Genomic DNA, 25,112 nt, shown 5'->3' with positions numbered 1-25,112 from the left:
TTCGAGTCCAATTGCGCCTACCAACTTTCTCGGATGAAGATGACCAGTCTTCATCATCTCAGGGAAAGCTTGGAACTTTGTGTTAGTTCGATCCCTAAAATGTGTTGCTGTGCAATGCTGTCTGTTTAGGGTCGATTTTGGCCAAAGGAGTCCATATGCAAAACGCAAAATCCGCTGACTCAAAAATTCCTCAGCGAATCATCAAAAAATATCCTAATCGTCGTTTGTATGACACGGATACCTCAACTTACATTACCTTGGCTGAAGTTAAGCATTTGGTGATGGACAGTGAGCCTTTTGTTGTCCTCGACGTTAAAACCGGCGAGGACCTCACGCGCAGCATCCTTCTTCAAATAATTCTTGAAGAAGAAGCCAATGGTTCTCCCATGTTTACGGCACCCGTACTTGCCAGTGTGATTCGTTTTTATGGCCATGCCATGCAAGGAATGATGGGTGGTTATCTTGAGAAGAATATTCAATCCTTGATGGATGTTCAAACCAAATTCGCGGAACAGTCCAAAGGTTTAACGCCTGAAATGTGGACCCAGTTTGTGGCCATGCAATCTCCAGTGTTGCAGGGCATGATGGGCGGAAATCTGGATCAATCCAAAAACATCTTGCAGCAAATGCAGGAGCAGATGCAAAAGCAGACCGGCCAAATGTTCGGGGCCTTCGGAATCAAACGCTGAAAAGTGCAGCTGCGGCTGCCATCACTAAATGAATGAATTAATGACTAAGAGCAACACCGCACCCAAAGTAGGATTTGTCAGTCTTGGATGCGCCAAGGCACTGACCGATTCTGAGTTGATTTTGACGCAACTGAGTGCTGAGGGTTACCAAACATCAAAGACTTTTCAGGGTGCTGATCTGGTAATCGTCAACACCTGTGGCTTCATCGATGATGCCGTCAAGGAGAGCCTGGACACCATTGGTGAAGCCTTGGCAGCCAATGGCAAAGTTATCGTCACCGGATGCCTCGGTGCCAAAGCTGCTGATGGAGGTGGCAATCTGGTGCGAAAGATGCACCCTAGCGTTCTGGCTGTGACGGGTCCGCAAGCCACGCAAGATGTGATGGACGCAGTGCATCTTCATTTGCCCAAGCCGCATGATCCATTTTTGGATTTGGTGCCTAACGCATTTGGCGTTGCCGGTATCAAGCTCACGCCAAGACATTACGCTTATATAAAAATCAGTGAAGGCTGTAATCACCGTTGCACGTTTTGCATTATTCCTTCCATGCGGGGAGATTTGGTATCACGTCCGATTGGAGATGTTTTAAAGGAAGCTCGAGCGCTGTTTGAGGGTGGCGTCAAGGAGTTGCTGGTGATCAGCCAAGATACTTCTGCTTATGGCGTGGACGTCAAGTACCGGACTGGGTTCTGGGATGGGAAGCCAATCAAGACGCGCATGCTGGAATTGGTACAAGCGCTTGGAGATATGGCCGAGCCTTACGGTGCCTGGGTGCGCTTGCACTATGTCTATCCATACCCAAGTGTGGATGAAATAATTCCGCTGATGGCCACGGGCAAAGTGTTGCCTTATCTAGATGTTCCCCTGCAACACAGTCACCCGGATGTGCTCAAGCGTATGAAGCGCCCCGCCAGTGGTGAAAAAAATCTTGAGCGTATTCAATCTTGGCGTGTAGCTTGCCCTGATATCGTTGTGCGAAGTACTTTCATAGCGGGTTTTCCTGGGGAAACCGAAGCAGAGTTTTCACACCTGCTGGATTTCATGCGCGAAGCGAAAATTGACCGCGCTGGATGTTTTGCCTATAGCCCGGTGCAAGGTGCTGCGGCTAATGACATTCCTGGCATGTTGCCGATCGAGTTGCGTGAAGAACGACGCGCCCGGTTCATGGCGGTTGCGGAGGCCGTTTCTGTGGCCAAACTTCAGCAACGAATCGGTGCCACCATGCAGGTGCTGGTTGATTCGGCACCAGGAATGGGCAAAAAGGGCGGGTTGGGTCGATCCTATGCCGATGCGCCAGAGATTGACGGCATCGTGAAATTGCTGCCCCCAGAAAAAATAAGCAAGACGCTGAAGGTCGGCGAGTTCACAAAAGCCCGCATAGTAGGAGCACAGGGTCATGACCTGGTTGCGCAACCGTTTTAATAAAAAATCTGGTTGATAGTGATTACAAATGCCTCGTTGCAGAGATCCCGTAACTCGGATCTCCGCAACGGCATTGGAGTTATTTCTTTTTTGCATATTTTGAGCAGACAAAGAAAAAGCCCCATGTAAAACTTACATGGGGCTCATCTATTTTTGGTGCCCAGAAGAAGACTCGAACTTCCACGCCCTTGCAGGCGCCAGCACCTGAAGCTGGTGCGTCTACCAATTTCGCCATCTGGGCACAGGTGCTACTATATCACAGCTACCCGCGACAAACGGCATCCAATGATGATGAATTCATGTTGTCTTCAACTTTCAAATTTTGTTTCTAGCAACATTTCTTCGTCATTTATCTCACCTACATTATTCGTTTATCTTGCGAATATTAGTTTTGTTATTTCAATCAGAGCTATTGCGCTGCGCTAGCTCGGTTTCTCATCTTGCTACTTGAGCATTTAAGAAAAAAGGTTTTTTTATTAAAAATATTAGCCAAACCAGCGGCTTGCTGGATGAAGTTGAAGGCACTGTTCAAGGTCACCGTGATGGCCATGGATTTTTGTCCCGTGATGACGGTGAGTCCGACATCTATTTGCCGCCCAACGAAATGCGTGCGGTGTTGCATAAGGACCGCGTCTTGGTTCGCATTGTGCGCAGTGATCGCAAAGGTCGGCCTGAGGGCAGGGTGGTTGAAATCATCGAGCGACCCAAGCTGCCGATTATTGGTCGGTTGCTTCTGGAAAGTGGTATCTGGATCGTTGTCCCCGAGGACAAACGGTTTGGGCAGGATGTGCTTATTCCCAAGACCGCCACCGGCGCTGCCAAACCGGGGCAAGTAGTCGTTGTTGAATTGACGGAGGCGCCGGCCTTGTATGGTCAACCGGTTGGGCGTGTAAAAGAAATTTTGGGCGAGGTCGATGACCCCGGCATGGAGATTGAAATCGCCGTGCGGAAATACAGTGTTCCCCATGAGTTCTCTGACGCTTGCATTGCCTTGGCACGCACTTTGCCAGACAAGGTGCGTCCTCTGGATAAAAAACACCGCGTCGATTTGACCGATGTGTCACTGGTCACGATTGACGGCGAAGACGCCCGCGATTTTGATGATGCGGTGTACTGTGAGCCGACAAAAATCGGCAGAGGCAAAGCTGCTGTCAACGGATGGCGTTTGCTGGTGGCGATTGCCGATGTCAGTCATTACGTGCAAAACGGTTCTGCCATCGACATTGATGCCTATGACCGCGCTACCAGTGTTTACTTTCCGCGTCGGGTGATTCCCATGTTGCCGGAGAAGCTCTCTAATGGCTTGTGTTCACTGAACCCAGAGGTCGAACGTCTCTGCATGGTGTGCGACATGGTTGTGACTGAAGATGGCGAAGTGTCTGCTTACCAGTTTTATCCGGCCGTGATGTGGAGTCACGCCCGCTTTACCTACAACGAAGTCGCCGCCATTTTGGCGAATACGAATGGCCCTGAGGCGATCAAACGCAAGGACCGCGTGGCAGATTTATTGAATCTGCACGATGTTTACCGAGCCTTGCTCAAGTCGCGCGTTAGACGCGGTGCGGTAGATTTCGAGACGGTCGAGACGCAGATTGTTTGCGATGAAGGCGGGCGAATTGAAAAAATCGTGCCGCGCACCCGCAATGATGCCCACAAGTTGATTGAAGAAGCGATGCTGGCGGCCAATGTTTGCAGTGCAGACTTCATTGCCCACAGCAAACATGCCGGATTATTTCGGGTGCATGAGGGCCCGACGCCCGAGAAAATCGAGATTCTTCGAAATTACCTCAAAGTAACCGGTTTGGGATTAACGATCAGCGACGATCCCGCGACGGCTGAGTTCCAGGCCATTGCCAATGCCACCAAAGACCGGCCTGATGCGCAGCAAATTCATTCGATGCTGTTGCGCTCGATGCAGCAGGCCATCTACACGCCCGTTAATAACGGCCACTTCGGTCTGGCGTTTGATGCTTACACCCATTTCACCAGCCCAATTCGGCGTTACCCGGATTTGCTGGTGCACCGGGTCATCAAAGCCATTCTGGCCAAGACCAAATACCAACTTCCGGTGCTTCCCACGCCGGGCGAAGCGCATGCCAAGTTGTCACGTCGGCTTGAAAAAGGTTTGGCCGCCAAGGCAACTGAGCCAGGGCAAAAACCTAAAAAACTGAGTCCTGAAACTCAGGCCTGGCAATCTGCCGGCATGCATTGCAGCGCTAACGAGCGCCGCGCCGATGAGGCAAGCCGTGACGTCGAGGCCTGGCTCAAATGTAAATACATGCATGAGCACTTGGGTGAAGAGTATTCCGGTGTGGTCAGCTCTGTGACCAGCTTCGGACTGTTCGTCACACTGGACGCCATGTATGTCGAAGGCCTGATTCACATTACCGAATTGGGAGGTGAGTACTACCGGTTCGATGAAGCTCGCCAGGAACTTCGCGGAGAGCGTTCTGGAATGCGTTATGCCATCGGTACACGCGTTCAGGTGCAAGTCAGCCGGGTGGATCTGGATGGTCGCCGTATCGATTTCCGTTTGATTCAGGACGGTGAGGCGCTGACTTCCAGAGCTATGAAAGACAAAGGCGCTTTGCGGGAGGGCGGGAATCTCGCTGACTTGGATAAAAGGCCCGGTAACTCGGCTGCCAAGCGTGCGCCACGAAAAATTTCAGAGCCGCTGGCTCGGGTGCCAAGAGTCACTTCACAGTCCCAGAAGAATGGTGATCGACCCGTGGCAGTCAAGGGCAAGGATAAAAGTAAGAAACCTCGGCGTCGCTCATAGTAGTTTAAGGAAAATAGGCTTCTAGCGCTTGTTCAGTATGCGCTAGTAGCTATTAAATTAATAGCGATCTGGATAACCGTCCTGCTGTCAAAGGCAGGGCAGCAGGCCATTGGTCTGCCAATTGCCCGTGACGGTAGACGGCCTGACTTGCGGCCTGAAAAGCCGGCATGCCTGTTGCCAAGCGCGCCCCCACCATGCCCGCCAGCACATCGCCGGTGCCAGCAGTGGCCAGTCTGGCATTTCCAGTCGGGTTGATGGCGGGGATTTCACCAGGTGCTGCGATCACCGTTCCTGACCCTTTGAGCACCACCGTGCAGCCAAATTTCAGCACCAGTTGATGGGCCGTATTCAGTCGGTCACTTTGAACCTCCTGCGCCGTGATGCCCAGCAATCGCGCGGCTTCCAGGGGATGCGGAGTCAGTACCGTGATCTTGGCGTGTTGAGATCGGGCGGACAGGAGTGTTTGGAGTTGCTGATCTTCTGCTATTACATTAATAGCATCTGCATCAATAACAACGGGGGATGGTGAAGATAATACCTTCGATAGTAGATTGTGTAACCCGTGTCCCCCCCCACAGCCGAAGACCACTGTCATGCCCGAAAAATCAAGGTCATTGAGGGTTCTGAACATCAATTCGGGTTGGCTGGTATCGACTGTGAGTTTGCCGCCATCGAGCAGTCCGACAAAAACGCGACCTGCGCCCGCACTCAAGGCGGCTGTTGCCGCCAGCAGTGCCGCGCCGGTCATGCCCAAAGCCCCGCCGATGATGGCGACGTCACCAAAGCTGCCTTTGTGCGAGGCGTGCAGACGGGAGGCTGAAAGCGGTTCACCGGATAGCCAAGCGGTGGGTGCTTCTTCATCGACAAAGCGGGGATGACCCTCACCTAAATTGTCGAGCCAGAGGGTGCCAGCGGCGTCTCGCCCATTTGCTGTGAACAGGCCGGGTTTGAGGGTGAGGAGGCTTAGGGTGTGTGTGGCTTTGACGCAGTTTTCAGAGGCACGGCCGGTGTCGGCCTGCAAACCCGTTGGAATATCGACGGCGAGCAGGGACGTCATTCCTGCGTTCATTAGCGTAATCCATTCGACCATCAATGCCTCTGGTTCACGAGCCTGGGCGCCGATGCCCAGCAAAGCATCAACGCAAAAATCGAAATTTGCAGGCGGGACCTCTGAAAAAGTGACGCCTGCTTCCACCGCGCGCCAGTAAGACGCGACGGCATCTACAGGTGACTTTTCAACGCTTCCGAGCCAGGTCACCACAGTGGATTTGCCCCATCGCTGCAAGTGCATGGCGGCTTCCAGACCATCGCCTCCGTTATTCCCAGGACCGCAGGCCAGCCAAATGCAGCGTGCATGGGGTGCGATGGCCAACGCCAATTGTGCGACGGCGAGCCCAGCGCGTTGCATCAAGGTGTGGGGTGCTAATGTTGCCTGGGTGGCCGCTTCAATGCGGCGAGTGGCCGCCACATCCTGCAAAGTCTGACGCATTCCAAAATCAATTTTCAGCATAAGACCCTCGGAAAAATCAGAACTCGAAGGTGTCGCCCTCTCGGGCCAATCGATACTCCGGATCACCCGTTTTTGATGGGTTGTCTTCAAGCACCTGTTGAAATACGGCATCCAGCGCGTCGTCGCTGCGCATGGGTTCGTGGTGGGTGCAAAAAAGCACTTTGGCACCCGCTTCTTTGGCGTATTGAATACTGGTGTGGAAGGTGCCGTGGCCCCAGCCTTTTTTGGCTGGATATTCCTGTTCCGTGTAAGAACAATCAGCGATCAGCACATCCACACCCTTCATGGCACGGCGGATGTCGGCGGCTTTTTCATCGACAAAGGTTTGGTACTCGTCATAGCCTTCTTCACCGGGCTCGTAGATGTTTTGGGGCGGTTCATGGTCACCGGTAAAAAACACCGATTTGCCATTGGCTTCTATGCGGTAACCAAAGTCGATGACAGGGTGGTTCATCAGAAAGGGCGTGACTGTGGCAGATCCGATTTGAATACTTTGCTCGGGCGCCAGGGTGATGTATTCAATGCGCGCCTTCATTTCAGCTTCGCGTACCGGGAAGTAGCTGTATTGCAGTTGCACCGACATCACCTGTTCCACGCCTTTGCCTGATACCGGGTCAAACGCACCGTGTAGTCGCAATGCGTTACCTGGGATGAAGTTAGGGATGAAAAAGGGCAATCCCTGTATGTGGTCCCAGTGCGAATGAGTGATGAGCACATTGGCAGTCACTGGCATCTCAGCCAGAAGGGTTTGAGACAAAGGGAAAATGCCGGTACCCGCATCAATGATGATCAACTCGTTGTTGTCTGTGCGAATTTCGATACAGGTGGTGTTGCCCCCGTAGCGCACTGTTTTAGGTCCCGGCGACGCGATGGAGCCCCGCACTCCCCAAAATCTGATTTTCATGCCTTGTCCTCAAACTTTTGAAAATATCTTGGCTTCCTCAAACAAGGGCTCCAAGTTTCCTAGTGACGCGATCACCTCGTCAAGCGTACCACCGAGTCGGTTGGCAATAGTGGGCGTGAGTCCTTCAATATAAGGGTTGCCACCAAAACCGAAGCCCAGTTTTTTACTGATCTGGTTGGCTGCAAAGACACACGCAACCATGGGTGTGTCATTGAGTTCTGGACTGTATTGATGGCGAATGGTGTCGACCAGATCAGCGGGGAAACGCCATTTTTCCACCAACATGGCGCCAACCACCGCGTGGTCAGTGCCAACGACTTCGCGCAACGCCAGGTGCAAAGAACTGTTGTTACTCTGGCTGATCTGAAGCGCTTTTTTAAATTCCTTGGGCATGAACTGCGCAAAAACCACTTTGCCGAAATCATGCAAAAGGCCTGCAATAAAACAGTCCATGGGGTCGATATCATCCAATTGCAACGCGAGCTTCTTTGCGATGCCCGCCGTCGAAAGGGAGTGCAGAAGATATTGTTGAGCATCAAATCCGGCTTCATTGTTGGCCGGCAACATGCCAATAGCCGCAATACTCAAGGCGAGGTTCTTGATGGTGTTGAAGCCCAAATAAACCACCGCGTGGTTGATTGATGTAATTTGCTTGGGCAAGCTGTAGTAGGCCGAGTTGACCACCCGCAGTACCTTGACCGTCACCACCGGGTCTTTATCGATCACTTGAACCAGATCTTTGGGCGAGCAATTGACGTCCCGGGTCAGTTCCAGAATTTTCTGAACACTTTTGGGAAATGCAGGCATGCCGTCAACTGCAGCGGTCAATTTTTGAGAGAGTTCGGGGCTCATGGCGTGGATTGTCTGTCAAATTTTGCGGCGTCAAATAAATAGGCTTTAGGTCAGAATAAATTTAACTTTTGAGGCGGCTTATGCCCAGACCGCTGTTTTTCAGGTCAGGCGAACGACCACAGATCTGGTCAGCAAGAATCCGGGCTGAGCCGCAACTCAGTGTCCAGCCAAGGGCGCCGTGTCCCAGATTGAGCCACAGTCCAGCCATCGCGCTGGCACCCACCACGGGTAAGCCATCAGGCAGCATGGGGCGAGCGCCTTTCCACTCCTGAATACCGCCTGATAAATGGGCGGCACCGGGAAACCAAGTGTGCAATACCTTGTACAGCGTTTGAATCAGCGCCGTGTTTTTTTTGTCAGGATTTCCACCGATTTCGGCGCCGCCCGAGACCCGAACGCGGTTGCCCAAACGCGAAATAGCCACCTTGTCATGAGCATCCAGCACGGCACTGCGTGGACCATTGAGCGGTTCACGCAGGTTGGCCGTGATCGAATAACCATAAACAGCAGCCAGTGGAATTTTGAGGCCCAAAGGATCCAGTAGTCGAACCGAGTCCAGTCCAGTGCACAAAACTGCCGCATCAAATGGCCTGGGGGTGGTTTCGTTGGCCATTCTCAGGGTGACACCGTTTGTGGGCGTAATTTTTGTGACGGTCGCGTTAAAGTCAAACTTGACACCCAGGCGCAGGGCCTCATTTTTGAGGAGGTGGGCAAACTGACGACAGTTGCCAACTTCATCGTCGGGTAATTGCACTGCTCCAAAAAATGGCGTGTCCGGATTGAGGGCCATCTCAATCTTGCGGGCCTCAGTCTCACCCAATTCCTTGAACCTGACTCCCTCATCACGCAAGACCTGCAAGCCGGGTTGAGCGTTTTTACTGTCGCGCTCGGTTCGTAGAAGCACCAAGTTGCCCTCGCTGCGTTCGTACTCCAGATTCAGATCCGCCGTAATATGGTGCAACCGTTCTCGGCTGTAAAGCGCCAAATTTCGCAGGATCGTCTGATTGGTCTGAAAAATCTCCGGTTTGCAGGCGAGATGGCGCTTCCACTGCCAGGCCATTTCATGCCATGAAAATGGCAACCCCATTTTGATGGACGCCTTATTCAACAAGTGCTTGACTACCAGGGTCGGCATCCCGGGCGCAGTCCAGACGCTCAAACAACCCGGTGCCAAGATGCCGGCATTGGCAAAGCTGGATTCTTCGGCGACGGCGGTGCGCCGTTCCAACACGGTGACATCGTGTCCATCACAGGCTAACTCGTAGGCTGTGGTGACGCCAATGATCCCGGCGCCAATGACTGCAATCTTCATGAATCCCTTTTTTATAAGTAAAAATAGCTTCTAGCCCTCGTCTGATAAGCGTAAGCAGCTATTTTATTAGTAGCAATTATTTATTCCTATGCTCGCACATGGGGATTTTTCTGTTGGTAATCGCCCATTCGAGTCCTGTTTTTTGCTGAATTATTTCGTCGCACATCAGGTGCCGCGTCTTGTGACGGTCGTAAAGCATGGAGTACGCGGGGTGGGTTATAATTTTTGGCTTTACTAGACAGGCTGTTGTCTGTCTGGTGAAGAAATCAGCAAACCAGTTTCATCAAGGTGTTGCAGCTTTGCAAGTAATTTAAAATGCTTGTGGAGATGCAAAAAAGAACTGGATTTTAGACCTAACCTTTGGAGTTAAATATGTCAGTTACCATGCGCGAAATGCTCGAAGCCGGTGTCCATTTCGGCCACCAAACCCGCTTCTGGAACCCCAAGATGGCCCCGTTTATTTTCGGCCATCGCAACAAAATTCACATCATCAACCTGGAAAAATCGCTGCCGATGTTCCAGGAAGCTGCCAAGTTTGTGACCCAAATCTCCGCCAAGCGCGGCACGGTTCTGATGGTTGGCACCAAGCGCCAAGCTCGCGACACCGTCGCTGAAGAAGCCAAGCGCGCTGGCGTTCCTTATGTTGACCAGCGTTGGCTCGGCGGCATGTTGACCAACTTCAAGACGGTCAAGACCTCCATCAAGCGTCTGAAAGACATGAAGATTCAGTTAGAAACTGGTCTTGATGCTTTGAGCAAAAAAGAACAGTTGATGTTTGCCCGTGAACTCGCCAAGCTTGAGCGTGACATCGGTGGTATTCAAGACATGACAGTTCTGCCAGATGCCATTTTTGTGATCGACGTGGGTTTCCACAAAATCGCAATCGCTGAAGCCAAGAAATTGGGTATTCCTTTGATTGCTGTGGTTGATACCAACCACTCGCCAGAAGGCATTGACTACATCATTCCTGGTAACGATGACTCATCTAAAGCTGTGATTTTGTATGCCCGCGGTATTGCTGACGCGATCATCGAAGGCCGTTCCAACATGGTTGACGACGTTGTCAAGGCCATGGTTGCTGAAAGCACCGACGAATTTGTTGAAGTGGCTGAAGTTTCGGCTTAAGTTAGCTACGACCCCAAAAAAGGGGGCTTCTGTGCCCCTTTTTTTTAGTCTTTTTTTAAATAATTGAACTGAATACGGAGATATAAATGGCTGTAATTACCGCAAGCATGGTGGCTGAACTGCGTGGAAAAACCGACGCGCCCATGATGGAATGCAAACGCGCATTGACCGAAGCTGAAGGCGACATGGCTAAAGCTGAAGAACTGCTGCGTGTCAAGTTGGGTAGCAAGGCTGGTAAGGCTGCTAGCCGTATCACGGCTGAAGGCGTTGTCACCAGCTATATCGCTCACGGCGTGGGCGCTTTGCTTGAAGTCAATTGCGAAACCGATTTTGTGACTAAAAACGACAGCTTCCTGGCTCTCGCTAATGCCGCTGCTGAACTGGTTGCCAAGAACAACCCGGCTGATGTCGCTGCTTTAGGCGCTTTGGCTTACGCTCAAGACGGCTTTGGCCCGACACTGGAAGATGTGCGCAAAGGCTTGATCGGCAAGATCGGCGAGAACATGAGTTTCCGCCGTTTCAAGCATTTTGGGACCGATTCCAAGGTGGCTGCTTACTTGCACGGCACGCGTATTGGCGTGGTGGTCGAGTTTGAAGGCGACGAAACGGCTGCCAAAGATGTGGCCATGCACGTTGCCGCCATGAAGCCAGTGGCTTTGTCCAGCGCCGATGTGCCTGCCGAATTGGTCGCTAGAGAGCGTTCCGTGGCTGCCGCCAAAGCGGCTGAAGATGCATCGGTGGCGACTGCTGCTGGCAAGCCAGTGCAATCCGCTGAAATCGTTACCAAGCGTATCGAAGGCGGCGTGCAGAAGTTTCTCAAGGAAGTTTCGCTGTTTAACCAGTCTTTCGTAAAAAACGACAAGTTGACGGTTGAGCAAATGCTCAAGGCCGCCGGCACAACCGTCAAGGGTTTCACCCTGTACGTGGTCGGTGAAGGCATTGAGAAAAAGGTTGACGATTTCGCTGCAGAAGTCGCCGCTCAAGTCGCTGCTGCTCAGCAGGCTGGTTAATTTTCAATAGACAGCGCAAGGCGTTTTCCAACTATCCAAATTCAGATCGAGTTACTCGCCCTGAATTTGGATCAATCCCATTCAATATTCACCATATCAAGGAGTCCCACATGACCATCGCTAAACCAGCCTACAAGCGCATATTGCTCAAGCTGTCAGGCGAGGCTTTGATGGGGGACGATCAGTTCGGTATCAACCGTGACACCATCGTTCGCATGGTGCAAGAGGTGGCCGAGGTGACCCGGTTGGGCGTAGAGGTGGCTGTTGTCATTGGTGGCGGTAATATTTTCCGTGGCGTCGCAGGTGGGTCAGTAGGCATGGATCGGGCCACTGCGGACTACATGGGCATGCTGGCAACCGTCATGAATGCACTTGCTTTGGGTGACGCCATGAATAAGGCTGGCTTGGTTGCACGTGTGATGTCCGCGATTGCCATTGAGCAGGTGGTAGAGCCCTATGTTCGCCCTAAAGCCTTGCAATACCTCGAAGAGGGCAAGGTGGTAATCTTCGCCGCTGGAACCGGCAATCCTTTTTTTACGACCGATACCGCAGCCGCTTTGCGCGGTGCTGAAATTGGTGCCGAAATTGTGCTTAAGGCCACCAAAGTCGATGGCGTGTACACGGCTGATCCCAAAAAAGACCCCTTGGCCACTCGTTACAGCAAAATTTCATTTGACGATGCCATGTCGCAAAACCTGGGCATCATGGATGCCACCGCGTTTGCCTTGTGCCGTGACCAAAAGCTGCCGGTCAAAGTCTTCTCCATCTTCAAGCACGGTGCTCTCAAGCGCGTGGTGATGGGTGAAGATGAAGGCACCTTGGTCTACGCCTGATCGTGTCAAAATCACGGCGCTTCAATAGTGCCGATTGAACAGTCAAGTTAGGAAATAAAACATGCCGATTACAGACATAAAAAATACCGTAGAAGCCAAAATGGATCAGTCCATTGTTGCGTTCAAGAATAACCTGACCAAAATTCGTACGGGTCGCGCCAACCCTGCGCTGCTTGACTCGGTTCAGGTTGATTACTACGGTTCCTTGGTGCCGATTAGTCAGGTTGCCAATGTTTCGTTACTCGATTCGCGCACGGTCAGTGTCCAGCCTTGGGAAAAAGGCATGGGCGCCAAGATTGAAAAAGCCATTCGCGACAGCGATTTGGGTCTTAATCCCTCATCGATGGGCGATTTGATTCGCGTCCCGATGCCCGCTATGTCGGAAGAGCGCCGCAAAGAACTTACAAAAATAGTTCGCAACGAAGGTGAAAGTGCCAAGATAGCGGTGCGTAATCTGCGGCGCGATGCGAATGAGTCTGTCAAAAAGGCCGTTAAGGACAAGCTGGCCTCAGAAGATGACCAAAAACGAACAGAGTCAGACATCCAGAAAACGACCGATCGGCACATCATTGCCATTGACCAACTCGTTGCGGCCAAAGAACACGACATCATGGCGGTTTAACGTCATTGCACGTTTGTCATGACTTTTGCTAGCGTGGTTCCGCACCATATTGCCATCGTGATGGATGGCAATGGCCGCTGGGCATCCAAAAGATTTCTTCCGCGGCTCGTAGGACATAAAAAAGGGGTTGACTCGCTTCGCCGATGTGCCAAAGCATGTGAAAGCCGTGGTGTTGGTGTACTCACGGTGTTTGCTTTTTCGTCAGAAAATTGGAACCGCCCGGCTGAAGAAGTTTCCGGTTTAATGAACCTCTTTGCTGTGGCGCTCGGCAGAGAAGTGCCAGAACTCAATGCCGATGGGGTTCGCTTGTGTTTTGTGGGTGAACGCGCCAATCTGTCAAAAAAGGTTATCGAAGGCATAGAGCAGGCCGAGTCGGCAACCGCTGGTAATTCGCGGTTGATCTTGAATGTTTGTTTCAACTACGGTGGACGCTGGGATATTGTTCAGGCAGTGGCCAAGTTGGCAGATTTAGGGCAACCCGCGACCGAGCAAAATTTGAATAATGCCATGGCGTTGGCCCATGTGCCTGATCCTGATCTGGTTATTCGCACAGGCGGCGAGCAGCGCATCAGCAACTTTTTGCTTTGGCAATCGGCCTATTCCGAGTTTTTCTTCAGCGACCATCTTTGGCCTGACTTTGATGAAACAGCGCTTGATCAAGCCATTACGGCCTTTAGTCAGCGCGAAAGACGTTTCGGCAAGACGTCCGATCAACTGGTTGCGCAGGCCAACAATCCCCCACTTGTTTGAGGTAAGCAGATGTTAAAACAGCGCGTCATCACGGCCATCGTCTTGTTGCTTATTTTGTTGCCGGCGTTGTTTTACCACTCTCCCGCGCCTTTTTGTGCCATTGCCTTGGTCATGATTGCTGCCGGCGCTTGGGAGTGGGCGCGACTCAACGGCTATGGTTCCGTCACCTCCTTGCTTTCAGGCTTTGTATCTGTTGTCGTCTGTGCCAGCTTGTGGCAATTGGGATTGCTTGAGCAATCGCTCCCGATGCTGTGGCTTATGGCGGGTTCAATATGGGTGCTCGCGGGTGCATGGGTATTGCGAAGTGGTGTGGCCGCCTGGTCGAGTCACCCTCGCGTGATTCGACTGATGGCCGGGCTCATTGCCTTGGTGCTCACCTGGTTAGCAGTGGCGCAGGCACGGGTCATTGGGACACAATTTTTGCTGTCCATCCTGGTGCTGGTCTGGGTGGCAGATATTTTTGCCTACTTTGCCGGCCGTGCATTCGGCGGTCGCTTTACCAGCAGCAAACTGGCGCCCAGCATAAGTCCTGGCAAAAGTTGGGAAGGTGTTTGGGGTGGTATGGCTGGCGTTGTGACGCTCGCATTTGTCTGGCGTTGGGCCGACGCCACATGGCTCGCGCCGGTTCCCAGTTTTTACACCCATATCGGCCAAAAAGGCGCCTGGTTTTTGCTGATTGCCGTCGTTTTTATGGCGGCGATGAGCGTGGTGGGTGATTTGTTTGAGTCGCTTGTCAAACGCAGTGCCGGTGTAAAGGACAGCAGCGGCCTGCTTCCCGGTCATGGTGGCGTTCTGGACCGCGTAGACGCATTGCTGCCGGCGCTGCCGTTGGCCATGATGCTTTACAGTCTGTGAAATCGATGGTGAATGAATTGACAAACCAAGTAAAAAAACGCATTGCCATATTGGGTTCGACGGGTTCTATTGGCGTCAGTACGCTTGATGTGATTGCGCGTCATCCCGATCGGTTTGACGTCTTCGCCTTGAGCGCTTCAACGCAGATTGACTTGATGTTGCGCCAATGCGTACAGTTCAAGCCCGCCTTTGCAGTGATGGCCAGTGAGCCCCATGGTCGTGCGCTGGAGCAAAAATGTCTCGACCTCGGTTTAACGACGCGGGTACTTTGGGGTGCTGATGCCATCACCATGATCGCATCGCACGACTTGGTGGATGCTGTGATGGCCGCTATTGTTGGGGCGGCTGGACTGGCGTCTTGTTTGGGTGCGGCGAGTGCTGGCAAGCGTTTGCTGTTGGCCAACAAGGAAGCGCTGGTTGTTGGCGGCGATTATTTCATGCAGGCGGTGGTGCAGGGCGGCGCCAAGTTACTGCCGATTGACAGCGAACATTCGGCCGTTTTTCAGTCGCTTCCCGATGATTCGAAAGCTTGGGCCAGTCAGATTGACAAGATTATTCTCACCGCTTCGGGCGGCCCATTTCGGCAAAGAGCGCCAGAGTCGCTGCGTGATGTCACGCCCGAGCAGGCCTGTGCGCATCCCAACTGGGTAATGGGGCGCAAGATATCGGTGGATTCCGCCACCATGATGAACAAAGCACTTGAGGTAATCGAGGCTCGTTTTCTGTTTGACGTGACGCCTGAACAAATCGAGGTGGTGATTCACCCGCAAAGCGTTATTCACTCCATGGTGCAGTACAAAGACAACTCGGTGGTGGCGCAATTGGGCACGCCCGACATGAAAGTTCCCATTGCCTACGGCCTTTCATGGCCCGATCGCATGGTGTCGGGCGCCTCCGCCCTAAATTTCAGGTCAATGGCTGACATGACATTCGAGGCCATTGATTCAAATGGACACGAGCAGCGCTTTCCTGGTTTGAAGTTGGCCTGGTCGGTTTTGAAAGCGCCCTCGGGTTCGACCGCCGTGTTGAATGCGGCCAATGAGGTGGCCGTGGCGGCGTTCCTGGATCGACAAATTCGTTTTGACCAGATCCATGTTGTCAATCTTGAAACACTGGCCTCAGTGGTCACAACCCCTCCGCAGTCGCTGGAAGATTTACTCGAACTTGATACGCTTTCCAGAGAGGCTGCTCAGCAGGTGGTGCGCCGTGTGGGACGTTAACAAGACCCGTTCGGTCAACGGAAATCCAGGTAATTCATGCTGACCCTTGCTGCTTTTGTACTTGCGTTGGGACTGCTGATTGCCGTCCATGAGTATGGCCATTACCGTGTGGCAGTCGCGTGTGGTGTCAAGGTTCTGCGGTTTTCAATCGGTTTCGGCAAACCCCTGTTTCGCTGGAAGATCAAGGGCTCGTCGACCGAATTTGTGCTGGCTGCTTTTCCGGTGGGTGGTTTCGTGAAGATGCTCGACGAGCGCGAGGCACCGGTACCAGAAGAAGAGCGGCATCTTGCTTTCAATACCCAACCTTTGCGCTCGCGCGTGGCGATTGTTGCTGCAGGGCCGGTCGCTAATTTGCTGTTGGCGGTGCTGCTCTATGCGGTGGTTAACTGGAGTGGCGTGCAACTTCCCGCCGCAGTCTTGGCCAGTCCTGCGCTGGGGTCCATTGCTGCGCATGCCGGTTTGACTGGTGGCGAAAAAATACAGCGTATTGGTTTTGAAGGTGATGACCTGCAAGACGTTGATTCGTTTGAAGATGTTCACTGGACGCTGACGCGCGGTGCGCTCGAAGGGCGAGATGTTCGCATGGAGTTAAGCCAGTTCGGTAGCGTTTCCACGTCAACCGTTTTGTTAAAGCTCGCTCAATTGGACGCCAGCGAGGCGAACACCGACTTGTTCAAAAAGATTGGTGTTTTAGGGCCTTACAGTCGCCCCATCATGGGTGAAGTCACGGTAGGCGCGGCGGCAGACAAAGCGGGCTTGAAACAGGGCGATGTGGTGCATCAGGTGGGTTCAGTGCGCGTCGTGGATGGTCAACAATTGCGCCAGTTGATTCGGGCTTCTGTCCTGAACGGTGACGCAGTCGAATCCATCTGGAAAATCAACCGTGCCGGGGCGTATCTCGACATTCTGGTCAAACCCGAAGTTCGGCAAGAGGGAGACTTGATGGTGGGGAAAATTGGCGCCTATGTGGGTGCCATGCCTGAACTGGTGATGGTCCGTTATGGTCCTCTGGACGGCTTATGGCGCGGCATGAAACACACCTGGGATGTGTCGATGCTGACGCTCAAGATGATGGGGAAAATGGTCATCGGCGAGTCGTCCTTGAAAAACTTGAGCGGTCCTTTGACGATTGCCGACTACGCGGGCAAGTCAGCGGGTATGGGTATGACGCAATACCTGCTGTTTTTAGCCCTGATCAGTGTGAGTTTGGGTGTTTTAAACTTGCTGCCGTTGCCGGTTTTGGACGGTGGTCACCTGATGTATTATCTTTGGGAGGGGCTCACGGGAAAACCCGTCTCAGATACTTGGATGGAGCACTTGCAACGCGGGGGTATTGCGATCCTTTTGGTCATGATGGCAATTGCTCTGTTTAACGATATCACCCGTTTGTTTAGCTAAATAACAGGTGTTGATCCTCAACATCTGCTTGACTTCTTACTACTAAAAATGCAAATTAATCGTTTTAGATTGCGCTCAGTTTCAGCTGTGGCGTCACTTCTGTTTGCTGCCAGCACGTCGTGGGCAGTTACCCCTTTTACCGTGCGTGATATTCGTATTGAAGGCCTGCAGCGCGTTGAGCCTGGCACTGTTTTCGTCACACTGCCGGTGCGTGTTGGGGATGTTTACAACGACGACAAAGGTTCTTCTGCGATCCGTACCTTGTTTGGACTCGGACTTTTCAAGGATGTACGCATTGAGGTGAGTGGCGATGTATTGGTGATCATTGTTGAAGAGCGTCCCACTGTGGCTGAGGTGGAGTTTGTCGGCACCAAAGAGTTTGACAAAGACGTCCTTAAAAAAGCTTTGCGTGATGTGGGTCTCGCTGATGGCAGACCCTTTGACAAGGCGCAGCTTGACCGCGCTGAGCAGGAGTTGAAGCGCCAGTACATCAACCGCAGCCTTTACGCGGCTGAAGTCGTGACCACCGTCACGCCAATTGAGCGCAATCGGGTCAATCTGACTTTCACGGTGGTGGAAGGCGATTCAGCCAAGATCAGCGAAATCCGTATCGTTGGCAATCAAGTCTTCAGCGAGTCGACGGTGCGTGGCCTGTTTGATCTGGATACCGGTGGCTGGATGAGTTGGTACACCAAGTCCGATCGTTATTCACGCGCCAAGCTCAATGCCGACATTGAAACAATGCGGTCCTACTATTTGACACGTGGCTATCTTGAATTCAAGGTGGAGTCCACTCAGGTCGCGATACTGCCAAACAAAACCGATATCGCTATCACCATCAACATCACCGAAGGTGAGCGTTTTGTGGTCAGTGGGGTCAAGCTGGAAGGCAACTTCCTGGGTAAAGACGATGAGTTCAAGTCGCTGGTGACGATTCGTCCTGGTCAGGCATACAACGCTGACGAAGTAGCCAAGACCACCAAGGCGTTCACTGATTATTTTGGTAATTTTGGTTTTGCTTTTGCACGGGTGGAAGCACGTCCTGAAATTGACCGCGCCAACAACCGTGTGGCTTTGGTTTTGCAAGCCGACCCTTCTCGCCGTGCTTATGTTCGCAAAATTAATGTGGCAGGCAACAACCGCACGCGTGATGTGGTGGTGCGCCGCGAGTTTCGTCAGTTTGAGGCCTCATGGTATGACGGCGACAAAATCCGCTTGTCGCGCGACCGGGTTGACCGCTTGGGTTACTTCAAAGACGTGGGCATCGAAACCCAAGAAGTCCCCGGCTCGCCTGATCAGGTTGACCTGACTTTGAATGTCTCTGAAAAACCAACCGGTAGCTTGAGTTTGGGCGCTGGTTTTTCGAGTGGCGATGGACTTGGACTTTCGTTTGGTCTGAAGCAGGACAATGCGTTTGGCTCGGGCAACTCCTTGGGCGTGCAGGTCAATACCAGCAAAATTAATCGCGCGATTGTTTTTAACACCACCGATCCTTATTTCACGCCTGACGGTATCTCGCGCACGATTGACGTTTACCACCGCACCACCAGTCCGTACCAGGATCAGAGTTATTACCAACTTGAGACCACTGGCGGTAGTCTGCGGTTTGGGGTGCCATTTACAGAAACGGACACGGTCTATTTTGGTGCCGGCGTTGAGGGTACGAAGATTGTTCCTGGCACAGCATTGCCAACGTCATATCAAATATACGCGGACCAGTTTGGCTATAGCAGTACGGCGATCCCTTTGTCCGTGGGGTGGTCACGTGATCGTCGCGACAGCGCGATGTCGCCAAACTCGGGTCGCTACCAACGCGCGAACGCAGAATGGTCAGTAGCCGGTGATGTTCGCTATGTTCGCGCCACTTACCAGTACCAGGAATTTATCCCGATTAACAAACAGTTTACAGCTGCCTTTAATGGCGAGGTGGGCTGGGGCGTGGCATCCGGAGACCGACCTTACCCGGTTTTCAAGAATTTCTATGGGGGTGGTTTGGGTTCGGTTCGTGGCTTTGAACAAGGTAGCCTCGGTCCCCAGGACTCCCTTGGAACCGTCATGGGTGGAACCCGAAAAGTCAACCTGAATGCTGAAATACTGAGCCCGTTCCCTGGCGCCGGCAATGACCGAACGTTACGTATGTACGCTTTCCTCGATGCCGGTAGCGTATCGGGGCCTGATGCGTTCAATGCGGACGCGGGCAGCTTGCGTGCCTCAACCGGCGTCGGTATCAGCTGGATATCTCCAGTAGGCCCTTTGCGCCTCGCCTTTGCCAAGCCTATCGTCAAGTTTGATGGCGATAAAATACAAACCATGCAATTTCAAATCGGAACCTCTTTCTAATGAAACACTTTTTACGTCTTTGCGGTGCCAGTATTTGCCTGGGTGGTCTGCTGGTGTCTGCGCAAGTTCAAGCGCAAGAGTTTCGTATCGGGTTTGTCAGCACCGACCGAATTTTCAAAGAAGCCAGTACCGCCAAGGCGGCTCAGGTCAAGCTGGAGCAAGAGTTTTCCAAGCGTGAAAAAGAACTGGTGGATCTTGGTACCACCTTGAAAACCATGGCTGACAAGTTCGAGCGTGAAGCACCCACGTTGCCAGAGGCCCAGCGCGTCAGCCGCCAAAAACAATTGGTCGAACAAGACCGCGACTTTCAGCGCAAGCGCCGCGAGTTTCAGGAAGACCTGAATTCCAGAAAAAATGAAGAACTGCAACAAGTGCTTGAGCGTGCCAACAAGGTCGTGAAGCAAGTGGCTGAGTCTGAAAAGTATGACCTGGTGCTGCAAGAAGCGGTGTATGTCAATCCAAAACACGACATCACTGACAAGGTCATTAAAGTTTTGAACTCAGGCAGCGTTAAGTAATCGCTTTTCTGGCGTGTGACGTGTGAGCTTAAGTCTTGGTTTTATTGTCGAAGCCCTTGGGGGTGAGTTGCATGGTGATCCAGCCCTTGAGCTTGACGGCTTGGCGCCACTTGAACAGGCAAACCCTCGGCAGTTAAGCTTTCTCAGTCATCCCAAATACCAGAATCAACTGGCCGCGTCTCAAGCAGCTTGCGTGATCGTGAGTCCGCAGATGCAAGCCGCAGCGCAGTTGCGGGGTGTCTGCATCGTGTCGGATCAACCTTATCTTTACTTTGCGCGGGTCACGCAGCTCTGGAAAAAACACCTTCCCCGGTCTGTACAAGCCTTGATTCACCCGAGTGCCGTGATTGATCCTTTGGCGTTTGTTCACCCGTCGGCCCGCATTGGGGCCTTGTGCGTGATCGAGTCGGGCGCTCGAATAGGGGCTGAAACAGAACTCAAATCACGGGTCACCATCGGTGAGAACTGCGTGGTGGGCGACCGTTGCCTGTTGCATTCCGGTGTGGTGGTTGGTGCCGATGGTTTTGGTTTTGCACCCAACGCGGGTGCGTGGGAAAAGATCGAGCAACTCGGTGCCGTTCGGATTGGCAATGATGTCGAAATTGGCGCCAACACCTGCATCGACCGTGGCGCTTTGCAAGACACGGTGATTGAAGACGGTGTCAAACTCGACAATCTCATCCAAATTGGCCACAACGTGCATGTCGGAAAACATACAGCCATGGCAGGATGTGCTGGCGTGGCAGGTAGCGCCACCATTGGTGCCCATTGCACCATTGGTGGTGGCGCGGTGGTGCTCGGTCATCTTTCGCTGGCCGATGGCGTCAATATTTCTGCCGCGTCGGTGGTGACACGCTCCATTGGCAAGCCCGGCCATTACACCGGCATGTTTCCGATTGACGACAATGCGTCTTGGGAAAAAAATGCTGCCTCGCTGAAGCAGCTTCACAGTTTGCGTGACCGCATTCGCGCGTTGGAAGCCCAGTTAAAACTTTGAAACCTAAAAGGGTACTTCTTTGCGCACCCGATGTGCAAGGTCAGCCTCCAATTAACCAGAAAACAAAAATATCATGATGGACATCCACCAAATTCTCAAGCAACTCCCTCACCGTTATCCATTTTTGCTGGTTGACCGCGTGCTGGAGATCGAAAAGGGAAAATCAATCAAGGCCTTAAAAAACGTCACCATCAACGAGCCCTTTTTTGTGGGACATTTTCCGCACCGCCCCGTCATGCCGGGCGTGCTCATGCTGGAAGCTCTGGCGCAAGCGGCGGCCTTGCTGGCGTTTGATGCGTTGGGAACCTCGCCCAGCGACGAAATGGTTTATTACTTTGCCGGTATAGACGGCGCTCGTTTCAAGCGTCCGGTGGAACCGGGTGACCAGTTGATTCTTGAAGTCGAACTGCTGCGCATGAAGGCCGGTATCTTCAAGTTCAAGGGACGCGCCCTGGTGGGCGATGAACTCGCGGTCGAGGCCGAGTTGACTTGCGCCATGCGCAACATCAAGTAAGGATTGTCGGGTGACTTTTATCCACGCCACCGCCATTATTGACCCCGCTGCCGAGCTTGACAGTTCGGTGACGGTGGGCCCCTACACCCTGATTGGTCCCCATGTCAAAGTGGGTGCGGGCACCACCATTGGTCCGCATTGTGTGATTGAAGGCCACACCACTATTGGGCGCGACAACCGGATTTTTCAGTTCAACTCCTTGGGTGCCATTCCGCAAGATAAAAAATATGCCGGCGAACCGTGCGAACTGATTATTGGTGACCGCAACGTCATCCGTGAGTTTTGCACTTTTAATATCGGCTCGCCCGGCGACACGGGCGTGACGAAGGTCGGCGACGACAACTGGTTGATGGCCTACGTTCATCTGGCCCACGATTGCGTGGTCGGCAACAACACTATTTTTGCCAATAACTCCCAATTGGCTGGCCACGTTCATGTGGGTGATTGGGCAATTTTGGGTGGTTTTACGGTGGTACACCAGTTTGTGAAGATTGGCGCCCACAGCATGACGGCGATGTGCACGCTGCTGTTTGCTGATTTGCCGCCGTTTGTCATGTGCCAGGGACAGCCAGCACAGGCGCGCTCCATGAACTATGAGGGCTTGCGTCGGCGTGGTTTTTCGCCCGAGCGGGTGTCGGCCGTCAAGGCCATGCACAAGGCGCTGTACCGGGATGATTTAACGCTTCAGGTAGCCCGTGAGCGCATTGCTGAACTGGTAGATAAAACCCCAGAAGCATCGCCAGACGTTGAGATGATGCTCTCGTTTTTAGAGCAGTCATCACCTCAGCGCGGCATCGTACGCTGAGATGAAAGTCGGCATGGTGGCAGGCGAAGCCTCGGGCGACTTGCTCGCGGGCTTGCTGCTGGACGGCATTCAAGACCGTTGGCCGGATGTGACTGCGGCTGGTATTGGCGGACCGCAGATGGCCCGGCGCGGCTTTGAGGCCTGGTGGCCGCACGATAAATTGTCGGTCCACGGTTATGGTTGGGAAGTGCTGCGGCGCTACCGCGAAATTGTCGGCATCCGTGCACAACTCAAGACCCGATTGTTAGCGCAACGCCCGGATGTGTTTATCGGCGTTGACGCGCCTGATTTCAACCTCGATCTTGAAGCCGATCTTAAAGCGCAGGGCATCAAGACCGTGCATTTTGTGTCGCCCTCCATTTGGGCCTGGCGGCCGGAGCGGGTTGAAAAAATTCGCCGTAGTGTCGACCATGTGCTGTGCATTTTTCCGTTTGAGCCCGCTTTGCTGGCACAACACGGCATTCAATCGACTTATGTCGGGCACCCGTTGGCGAACGTGATTCCGATGGTGCCAGACCGGGCGCAGGCGCGTGCCAAGCTCGGGCTGAACGCTGAAGACCTCGTGGTTGCCATTTTGCCGGGCAGTCGAAAATCCGAGATTCAACACCTGGCTTTAAGGTTCTTTCAGGCTGCAGCCCTTATGCAGCAAGCGCAAGCAGCTACTAAATTTATAGTGCCTGCGATTCCAGCCCTGAAGGCCGAGATCGAAAAAGCAGCCAGGGCCAGCGGGATGTCAGAGCATATTCAAATTATTGAAGGGCAGTCGCACACGGTTTTGGCTGCTTGCGATGTGGCGTTGATTGCCAGCGGCACCGCCACGCTGGAGGCCGCCTTGTTCAAGCGCCCGATGGTGATTGCCTACCGCATGGGTTGGCTGTCGTGGCAAATCATGCGGCGAAAAAAACTGCAACCCTGGGTCGGATTACCCAATATTCTGTGCCGGGATTTCGTGGTGCCCGAACTGTTGCAAGACGACGCCACGGCCCAAGCGCTGGCCGATGCTGTTCTCAATTGGCTTGATGCCAAAACGCAGGCGCCTGAAAAAATAGCAGCCCTCGAACAAAAATTTAACGCGCTGCATACCGAATTGCAGCGCGACACCCCACAATTAGCCGCCTATGCCCTCCAGCAAGTTCTCCAAGGCTGATCAAGCCGCCAGTCGCCAGGCTGCCTTCAAGCAAGCCGCTCTCAAGTGGGACATCACCGGTCTGATGGCGGGTGTGGACGAGGCTGGTCGCGGCCCGTTGGCAGGCCCCGTGGTTGCTGCCGCCGTGATTCTGGATGAGTTGAATCCCATTCAGGGCCTGGCTGATTCCAAGGTGCTGACGGCGTTGCGCCGCGAAAAGCTGTTTGATGAAATTCGCGCCAAAGCCTTGTGCTGCTCCATCGGTCAGGCCAGTGTTGAAGAAATCGAGCGACTCAACATCCTGCAAGCCACGCTGCTCGCCATGCGCCGGGCGGTTGAGGGCTTGCGACTCAAGCCCAAACTGGTGCTGGTGGATGGCAATCGATTGCCGATTTTGACCATGCGGGCCGAGGCGATTGTCAAAGGCGATGCGCTGGTGCCCGCCATTTCGGCCGCCAGTATTCTGGCCAAGGTGCACCGTGACCGCTGGTGTGCTGACTACGATGTGCAGTTTCCGCAGTACGGTTTTGCCCAGCACAAAGGCTATGGCACCGCGCAACATCTGGCGGCCTTGCGAGAGCATGGGGCTTGCCCCGAGCACCGCAAAACCTTCCGCCCCGTCACCGAGGTCTTGGCCGAGGTGGCGCGATGACCGCACCGCCAGTTCAGCACATCACTTCGCGTGACAATGCTTTTTTAAAAGACCTGCGTCGTTTGGCGCAAGACAACACGGCCTACCGCAAGCAAGGCCGTTTTTGGGCCGAAGGCGACCACCTGTGCCGCGCTGCACTGGTGCGCGGCGTGCAACCTGCCATTGGTGTTTATTCAGAGTCTTTTTGGCCTCTAGCCCCCGTCCAGTATGCGCAAGCAGCTATTAAAAACATAGTAATTTCAGACGCGATGTTTCACGACATCAGCGGCCTGGAGTCGCCTGCCAGCATGGGTTTTGTGTTCGATTTGCCAACGGCAGACGTGCTGCAAACCCAAATGGCCTCTGTTATTTTGGATCGCGTGCAGGATGCGGGTAACGTAGGCTCGATCCTGCGCAGTGCTTCGGCCTTTGGTTTTAAGCAGATCATTGCCCTCAAGGGAACGGCCGCGTTGTGGAGTCCCAAAGTGCTTCGCTCGGGGATGGGCGCGCATTGGGGCTTGCATCTGGTCGAGGGACTTGACCTCGCTGATGTCGCCCAGCTGGCAGTGCCGATTTTGGTCACCAGTTCGCACCGGGGTTCGTTTTTGCACCAGGCGCTGCAAAACAAAGAGCTGCCATCACCGTGTGCCTGGGCGTTGGGGCACGAAGGGCAGGGCGTCAGTGCCGAGCTTGAAGCACTGGCTCACTTGCACGTGCGAATAGCCCAGCCCGGCGGCGAAGAGTCCTTGAATGTGGCGGCTGCTGCCGCTATTTGCCTGCACGCCAGTGCATCGGCTTTTTTGCTGGCGTAACATCGCCCGGTCGATCTTGATGTCTGGATACACCTTGGGGTAAATGCCCCTCGGCTATAATTGGGCGCTTTACCGCACCCCGTACGC

General features: G+C 53.3%; 23 protein-coding genes and 1 tRNA gene. 19 read left to right on the top strand and 5 right to left on the bottom strand.

Annotated features, from left to right (window positions below):
* Positions 1–155: 155 nt before the first annotated feature.
* Together phaR and rimO are read left to right on the top strand one after the other, a co-directional pair.
* A complete protein-coding gene (gene phaR, locus WCG50_RS04415) occupies positions 156–689 on the top strand; it encodes a polyhydroxyalkanoate synthesis repressor PhaR (protein ID WP_336898357.1) in 534 nt (177 codons plus the stop codon).
* 28 nt (positions 690–717) lie between these two features.
* Entirely contained in the window at positions 718–2,112 is a 1,395-nt protein-coding gene (gene rimO / locus WCG50_RS04410; RefSeq protein WP_336898356.1) for a 30S ribosomal protein S12 methylthiotransferase RimO, read from the top strand.
* 154 nt (positions 2,113–2,266) lie between these two features.
* On the opposite strand, the gene WCG50_RS04405 is transcribed toward rimO, so the two are convergent.
* Positions 2,267–2,353: transfer RNA gene (locus WCG50_RS04405), tRNA-Leu, on the bottom strand.
* 261 nt (positions 2,354–2,614) lie between these two features.
* On the opposite strand from WCG50_RS04405, the gene rnr reads away from it, so the two are divergent.
* Complete coding sequence (rnr, locus tag WCG50_RS04400; protein ID WP_336898355.1) at positions 2,615–4,891, top strand: ribonuclease R; 2,277 nt, start codon at positions 2,615–2,617, stop codon at positions 4,889–4,891.
* Between the two features lie 52 nt (positions 4,892–4,943).
* On the opposite strand, the gene WCG50_RS04395 is transcribed toward rnr, so the two are convergent.
* The 4 genes from WCG50_RS04395 to WCG50_RS04380 all read right to left on the bottom strand — a co-directional run bounded on the left by WCG50_RS04395 (position 4,944) and on the right by WCG50_RS04380 (position 9,469).
* Positions 4,944–6,380 (bottom strand): NAD(P)H-hydrate dehydratase, encoded by a 1,437-nt coding sequence (locus tag WCG50_RS04395; protein WP_336898354.1) that lies wholly within the window; start codon positions 6,378–6,380, stop codon positions 4,944–4,946.
* A gap of 37 nt (positions 6,381–6,417) precedes the next feature.
* Positions 6,418–7,305, bottom strand: a complete 888-nt coding sequence (locus WCG50_RS04390; protein WP_336898353.1) for an MBL fold metallo-hydrolase — start codon at positions 7,303–7,305, stop codon at positions 6,418–6,420.
* 9 nt (positions 7,306–7,314) lie between these two features.
* Positions 7,315–8,157, bottom strand: a complete 843-nt coding sequence (locus WCG50_RS04385; RefSeq protein ID WP_336898352.1) for an HDOD domain-containing protein — start codon at positions 8,155–8,157, stop codon at positions 7,315–7,317.
* A 61-nt stretch (positions 8,158–8,218) separates the two neighbouring features.
* Positions 8,219–9,469, bottom strand: coding sequence for an FAD-dependent oxidoreductase (locus WCG50_RS04380; RefSeq protein WP_336898351.1), 1,251 nt, complete (start codon positions 9,467–9,469; stop codon positions 8,219–8,221).
* Between the two features lie 372 nt (positions 9,470–9,841).
* On the opposite strand from WCG50_RS04380, the gene rpsB reads away from it, so the two are divergent.
* From rpsB to WCG50_RS04300, 16 genes are all read left to right on the top strand, one after another.
* On the top strand, positions 9,842–10,594 hold the full coding sequence (rpsB, locus tag WCG50_RS04375; RefSeq protein WP_336898350.1) for a 30S ribosomal protein S2: 753 nt from the start codon (positions 9,842–9,844) through the stop codon (positions 10,592–10,594).
* A gap of 86 nt (positions 10,595–10,680) precedes the next feature.
* Positions 10,681–11,604 carry a translation elongation factor Ts gene (gene tsf / locus WCG50_RS04370; protein WP_336898349.1) on the top strand — a complete coding sequence of 308 codons (924 nt, stop codon included), beginning with the start codon at positions 10,681–10,683 and terminating at the stop codon, positions 11,602–11,604.
* A 110-nt stretch (positions 11,605–11,714) separates the two neighbouring features.
* Positions 11,715–12,437: a UMP kinase gene (gene pyrH, locus WCG50_RS04365; RefSeq protein WP_336898348.1), complete on the top strand. Its 723-nt coding sequence runs from the start codon at positions 11,715–11,717 to the stop codon at positions 12,435–12,437.
* A gap of 61 nt (positions 12,438–12,498) precedes the next feature.
* On the top strand, positions 12,499–13,059 hold the full coding sequence (gene frr / locus WCG50_RS04360) for a ribosome recycling factor (protein WP_336898347.1): 561 nt from the start codon (positions 12,499–12,501) through the stop codon (positions 13,057–13,059).
* Between the two features lie 18 nt (positions 13,060–13,077).
* A complete protein-coding gene (gene uppS, locus WCG50_RS04355; RefSeq protein WP_336898346.1) occupies positions 13,078–13,809 on the top strand; it encodes a polyprenyl diphosphate synthase in 732 nt (243 codons plus the stop codon).
* Positions 13,810–13,818: 9 nt separating this feature from the next.
* Positions 13,819–14,664, top strand: coding sequence for a phosphatidate cytidylyltransferase (locus tag WCG50_RS04350; RefSeq protein ID WP_336898345.1), 846 nt, complete (start codon positions 13,819–13,821; stop codon positions 14,662–14,664).
* A 5-nt stretch (positions 14,665–14,669) separates the two neighbouring features.
* Entirely contained in the window at positions 14,670–15,884 is a 1,215-nt protein-coding gene (gene ispC, locus WCG50_RS04345; protein WP_336898359.1) for a 1-deoxy-D-xylulose-5-phosphate reductoisomerase, read from the top strand.
* A 36-nt stretch (positions 15,885–15,920) separates the two neighbouring features.
* Entirely contained in the window at positions 15,921–17,282 is a 1,362-nt protein-coding gene (gene rseP / locus WCG50_RS04340) for an RIP metalloprotease RseP (RefSeq protein ID WP_336898344.1), read from the top strand.
* Between the two features lie 48 nt (positions 17,283–17,330).
* Positions 17,331–19,622, top strand: coding sequence for an outer membrane protein assembly factor BamA (bamA, locus tag WCG50_RS04335; RefSeq protein WP_336898343.1), 2,292 nt, complete (start codon positions 17,331–17,333; stop codon positions 19,620–19,622).
* Positions 19,622–20,140 (top strand): OmpH family outer membrane protein, encoded by a 519-nt coding sequence (locus tag WCG50_RS04330; RefSeq protein ID WP_336898342.1) that lies wholly within the window; start codon positions 19,622–19,624, stop codon positions 20,138–20,140. The genes bamA and WCG50_RS04330 overlap by 1 nt, the downstream gene beginning before the upstream one ends.
* A gap of 22 nt (positions 20,141–20,162) precedes the next feature.
* Complete coding sequence (gene lpxD, locus WCG50_RS04325; protein WP_336898341.1) at positions 20,163–21,137, top strand: UDP-3-O-(3-hydroxymyristoyl)glucosamine N-acyltransferase; 975 nt, start codon at positions 20,163–20,165, stop codon at positions 21,135–21,137.
* Positions 21,138–21,210: 73 nt separating this feature from the next.
* The gene (gene fabZ / locus WCG50_RS04320; RefSeq protein WP_336898340.1) at positions 21,211–21,651 is read left to right on the top strand and encodes a 3-hydroxyacyl-ACP dehydratase FabZ; all 441 of its coding nucleotides are present in this window, start codon (positions 21,211–21,213) and stop codon (positions 21,649–21,651) included.
* A gap of 10 nt (positions 21,652–21,661) precedes the next feature.
* On the top strand, positions 21,662–22,456 hold the full coding sequence (gene lpxA / locus WCG50_RS04315; RefSeq protein WP_336898339.1) for an acyl-ACP--UDP-N-acetylglucosamine O-acyltransferase: 795 nt from the start codon (positions 21,662–21,664) through the stop codon (positions 22,454–22,456).
* Positions 22,457–22,469: 13 nt separating this feature from the next.
* Positions 22,470–23,603, top strand: coding sequence for a lipid-A-disaccharide synthase (gene lpxB, locus WCG50_RS04310; RefSeq protein ID WP_336898358.1), 1,134 nt, complete (start codon positions 22,470–22,472; stop codon positions 23,601–23,603).
* A complete protein-coding gene (gene rnhB, locus WCG50_RS04305; RefSeq protein ID WP_336898338.1) occupies positions 23,575–24,234 on the top strand; it encodes a ribonuclease HII in 660 nt (219 codons plus the stop codon). The genes lpxB and rnhB overlap by 29 nt, the downstream gene beginning before the upstream one ends.
* Positions 24,231–25,025: an RNA methyltransferase gene (locus WCG50_RS04300; protein WP_336898337.1), complete on the top strand. Its 795-nt coding sequence runs from the start codon at positions 24,231–24,233 to the stop codon at positions 25,023–25,025. The genes rnhB and WCG50_RS04300 overlap by 4 nt, the downstream gene beginning before the upstream one ends.
* The last annotated feature ends 87 nt before the right edge of the window (positions 25,026–25,112 follow it).

Source organism: Rhodoferax sp., from assembly GCF_037143375.1.
Taxonomy (GTDB): domain Bacteria; phylum Pseudomonadota; class Gammaproteobacteria; order Burkholderiales; family Burkholderiaceae_C; genus Rhodoferax.
This window is presented reverse-complemented; position numbering and strand designations above follow the sequence as displayed.

Bases quoted from the DNA above. Each gene is read 5' to 3' on its own strand.
- WCG50_RS04385 (WP_336898352.1), bottom strand. From the start codon at position 8,157: ATGAGCCCCGAACTCTCTCAAAAATTGACCGCTGCAGTTGACGGCATG.
- bamA (WP_336898343.1), top strand. From the start codon at position 17,331: ATGCAAATTAATCGTTTTAGATTGCGCTCAGTTTCAGCTGTGGCGTCA.
- WCG50_RS04395 (WP_336898354.1), bottom strand. From the start codon at position 6,380: ATGCGTCAGACTTTGCAGGATGTGGCGGCCACTCGCCGCATTGAAGCG.
- rnhB (WP_336898338.1), top strand. From the start codon at position 23,575: ATGCCCTCCAGCAAGTTCTCCAAGGCTGATCAAGCCGCCAGTCGCCAG.
- WCG50_RS04350 (WP_336898345.1), top strand. From the start codon at position 13,819: ATGTTAAAACAGCGCGTCATCACGGCCATCGTCTTGTTGCTTATTTTG.
- rseP (WP_336898344.1), top strand. From the start codon at position 15,921: ATGCTGACCCTTGCTGCTTTTGTACTTGCGTTGGGACTGCTGATTGCC.
- WCG50_RS04380 (WP_336898351.1), bottom strand. From the start codon at position 9,469: ATGAAGATTGCAGTCATTGGCGCCGGGATCATTGGCGTCACCACAGCC.
- WCG50_RS04390 (WP_336898353.1), bottom strand. From the start codon at position 7,305: ATGAAAATCAGATTTTGGGGAGTGCGGGGCTCCATCGCGTCGCCGGGA.
- WCG50_RS04300 (WP_336898337.1), top strand. From the start codon at position 24,231: ATGACCGCACCGCCAGTTCAGCACATCACTTCGCGTGACAATGCTTTT.
- pyrH (WP_336898348.1), top strand. From the start codon at position 11,715: ATGACCATCGCTAAACCAGCCTACAAGCGCATATTGCTCAAGCTGTCA.
- lpxB (WP_336898358.1), top strand. From the start codon at position 22,470: ATGGTGGCAGGCGAAGCCTCGGGCGACTTGCTCGCGGGCTTGCTGCTG.
- rpsB (WP_336898350.1), top strand. From the start codon at position 9,842: ATGTCAGTTACCATGCGCGAAATGCTCGAAGCCGGTGTCCATTTCGGC.
- WCG50_RS04330 (WP_336898342.1), top strand. From the start codon at position 19,622: ATGAAACACTTTTTACGTCTTTGCGGTGCCAGTATTTGCCTGGGTGGT.
- frr (WP_336898347.1), top strand. From the start codon at position 12,499: ATGCCGATTACAGACATAAAAAATACCGTAGAAGCCAAAATGGATCAG.
- tsf (WP_336898349.1), top strand. From the start codon at position 10,681: ATGGCTGTAATTACCGCAAGCATGGTGGCTGAACTGCGTGGAAAAACC.
- uppS (WP_336898346.1), top strand. From the start codon at position 13,078: ATGACTTTTGCTAGCGTGGTTCCGCACCATATTGCCATCGTGATGGAT.
- fabZ (WP_336898340.1), top strand. From the start codon at position 21,211: ATGATGGACATCCACCAAATTCTCAAGCAACTCCCTCACCGTTATCCA.
- phaR (WP_336898357.1), top strand. From the start codon at position 156: ATGCAAAACGCAAAATCCGCTGACTCAAAAATTCCTCAGCGAATCATC.
- rimO (WP_336898356.1), top strand. From the start codon at position 718: ATGAATGAATTAATGACTAAGAGCAACACCGCACCCAAAGTAGGATTT.
- ispC (WP_336898359.1), top strand. From the start codon at position 14,670: ATGGTGAATGAATTGACAAACCAAGTAAAAAAACGCATTGCCATATTG.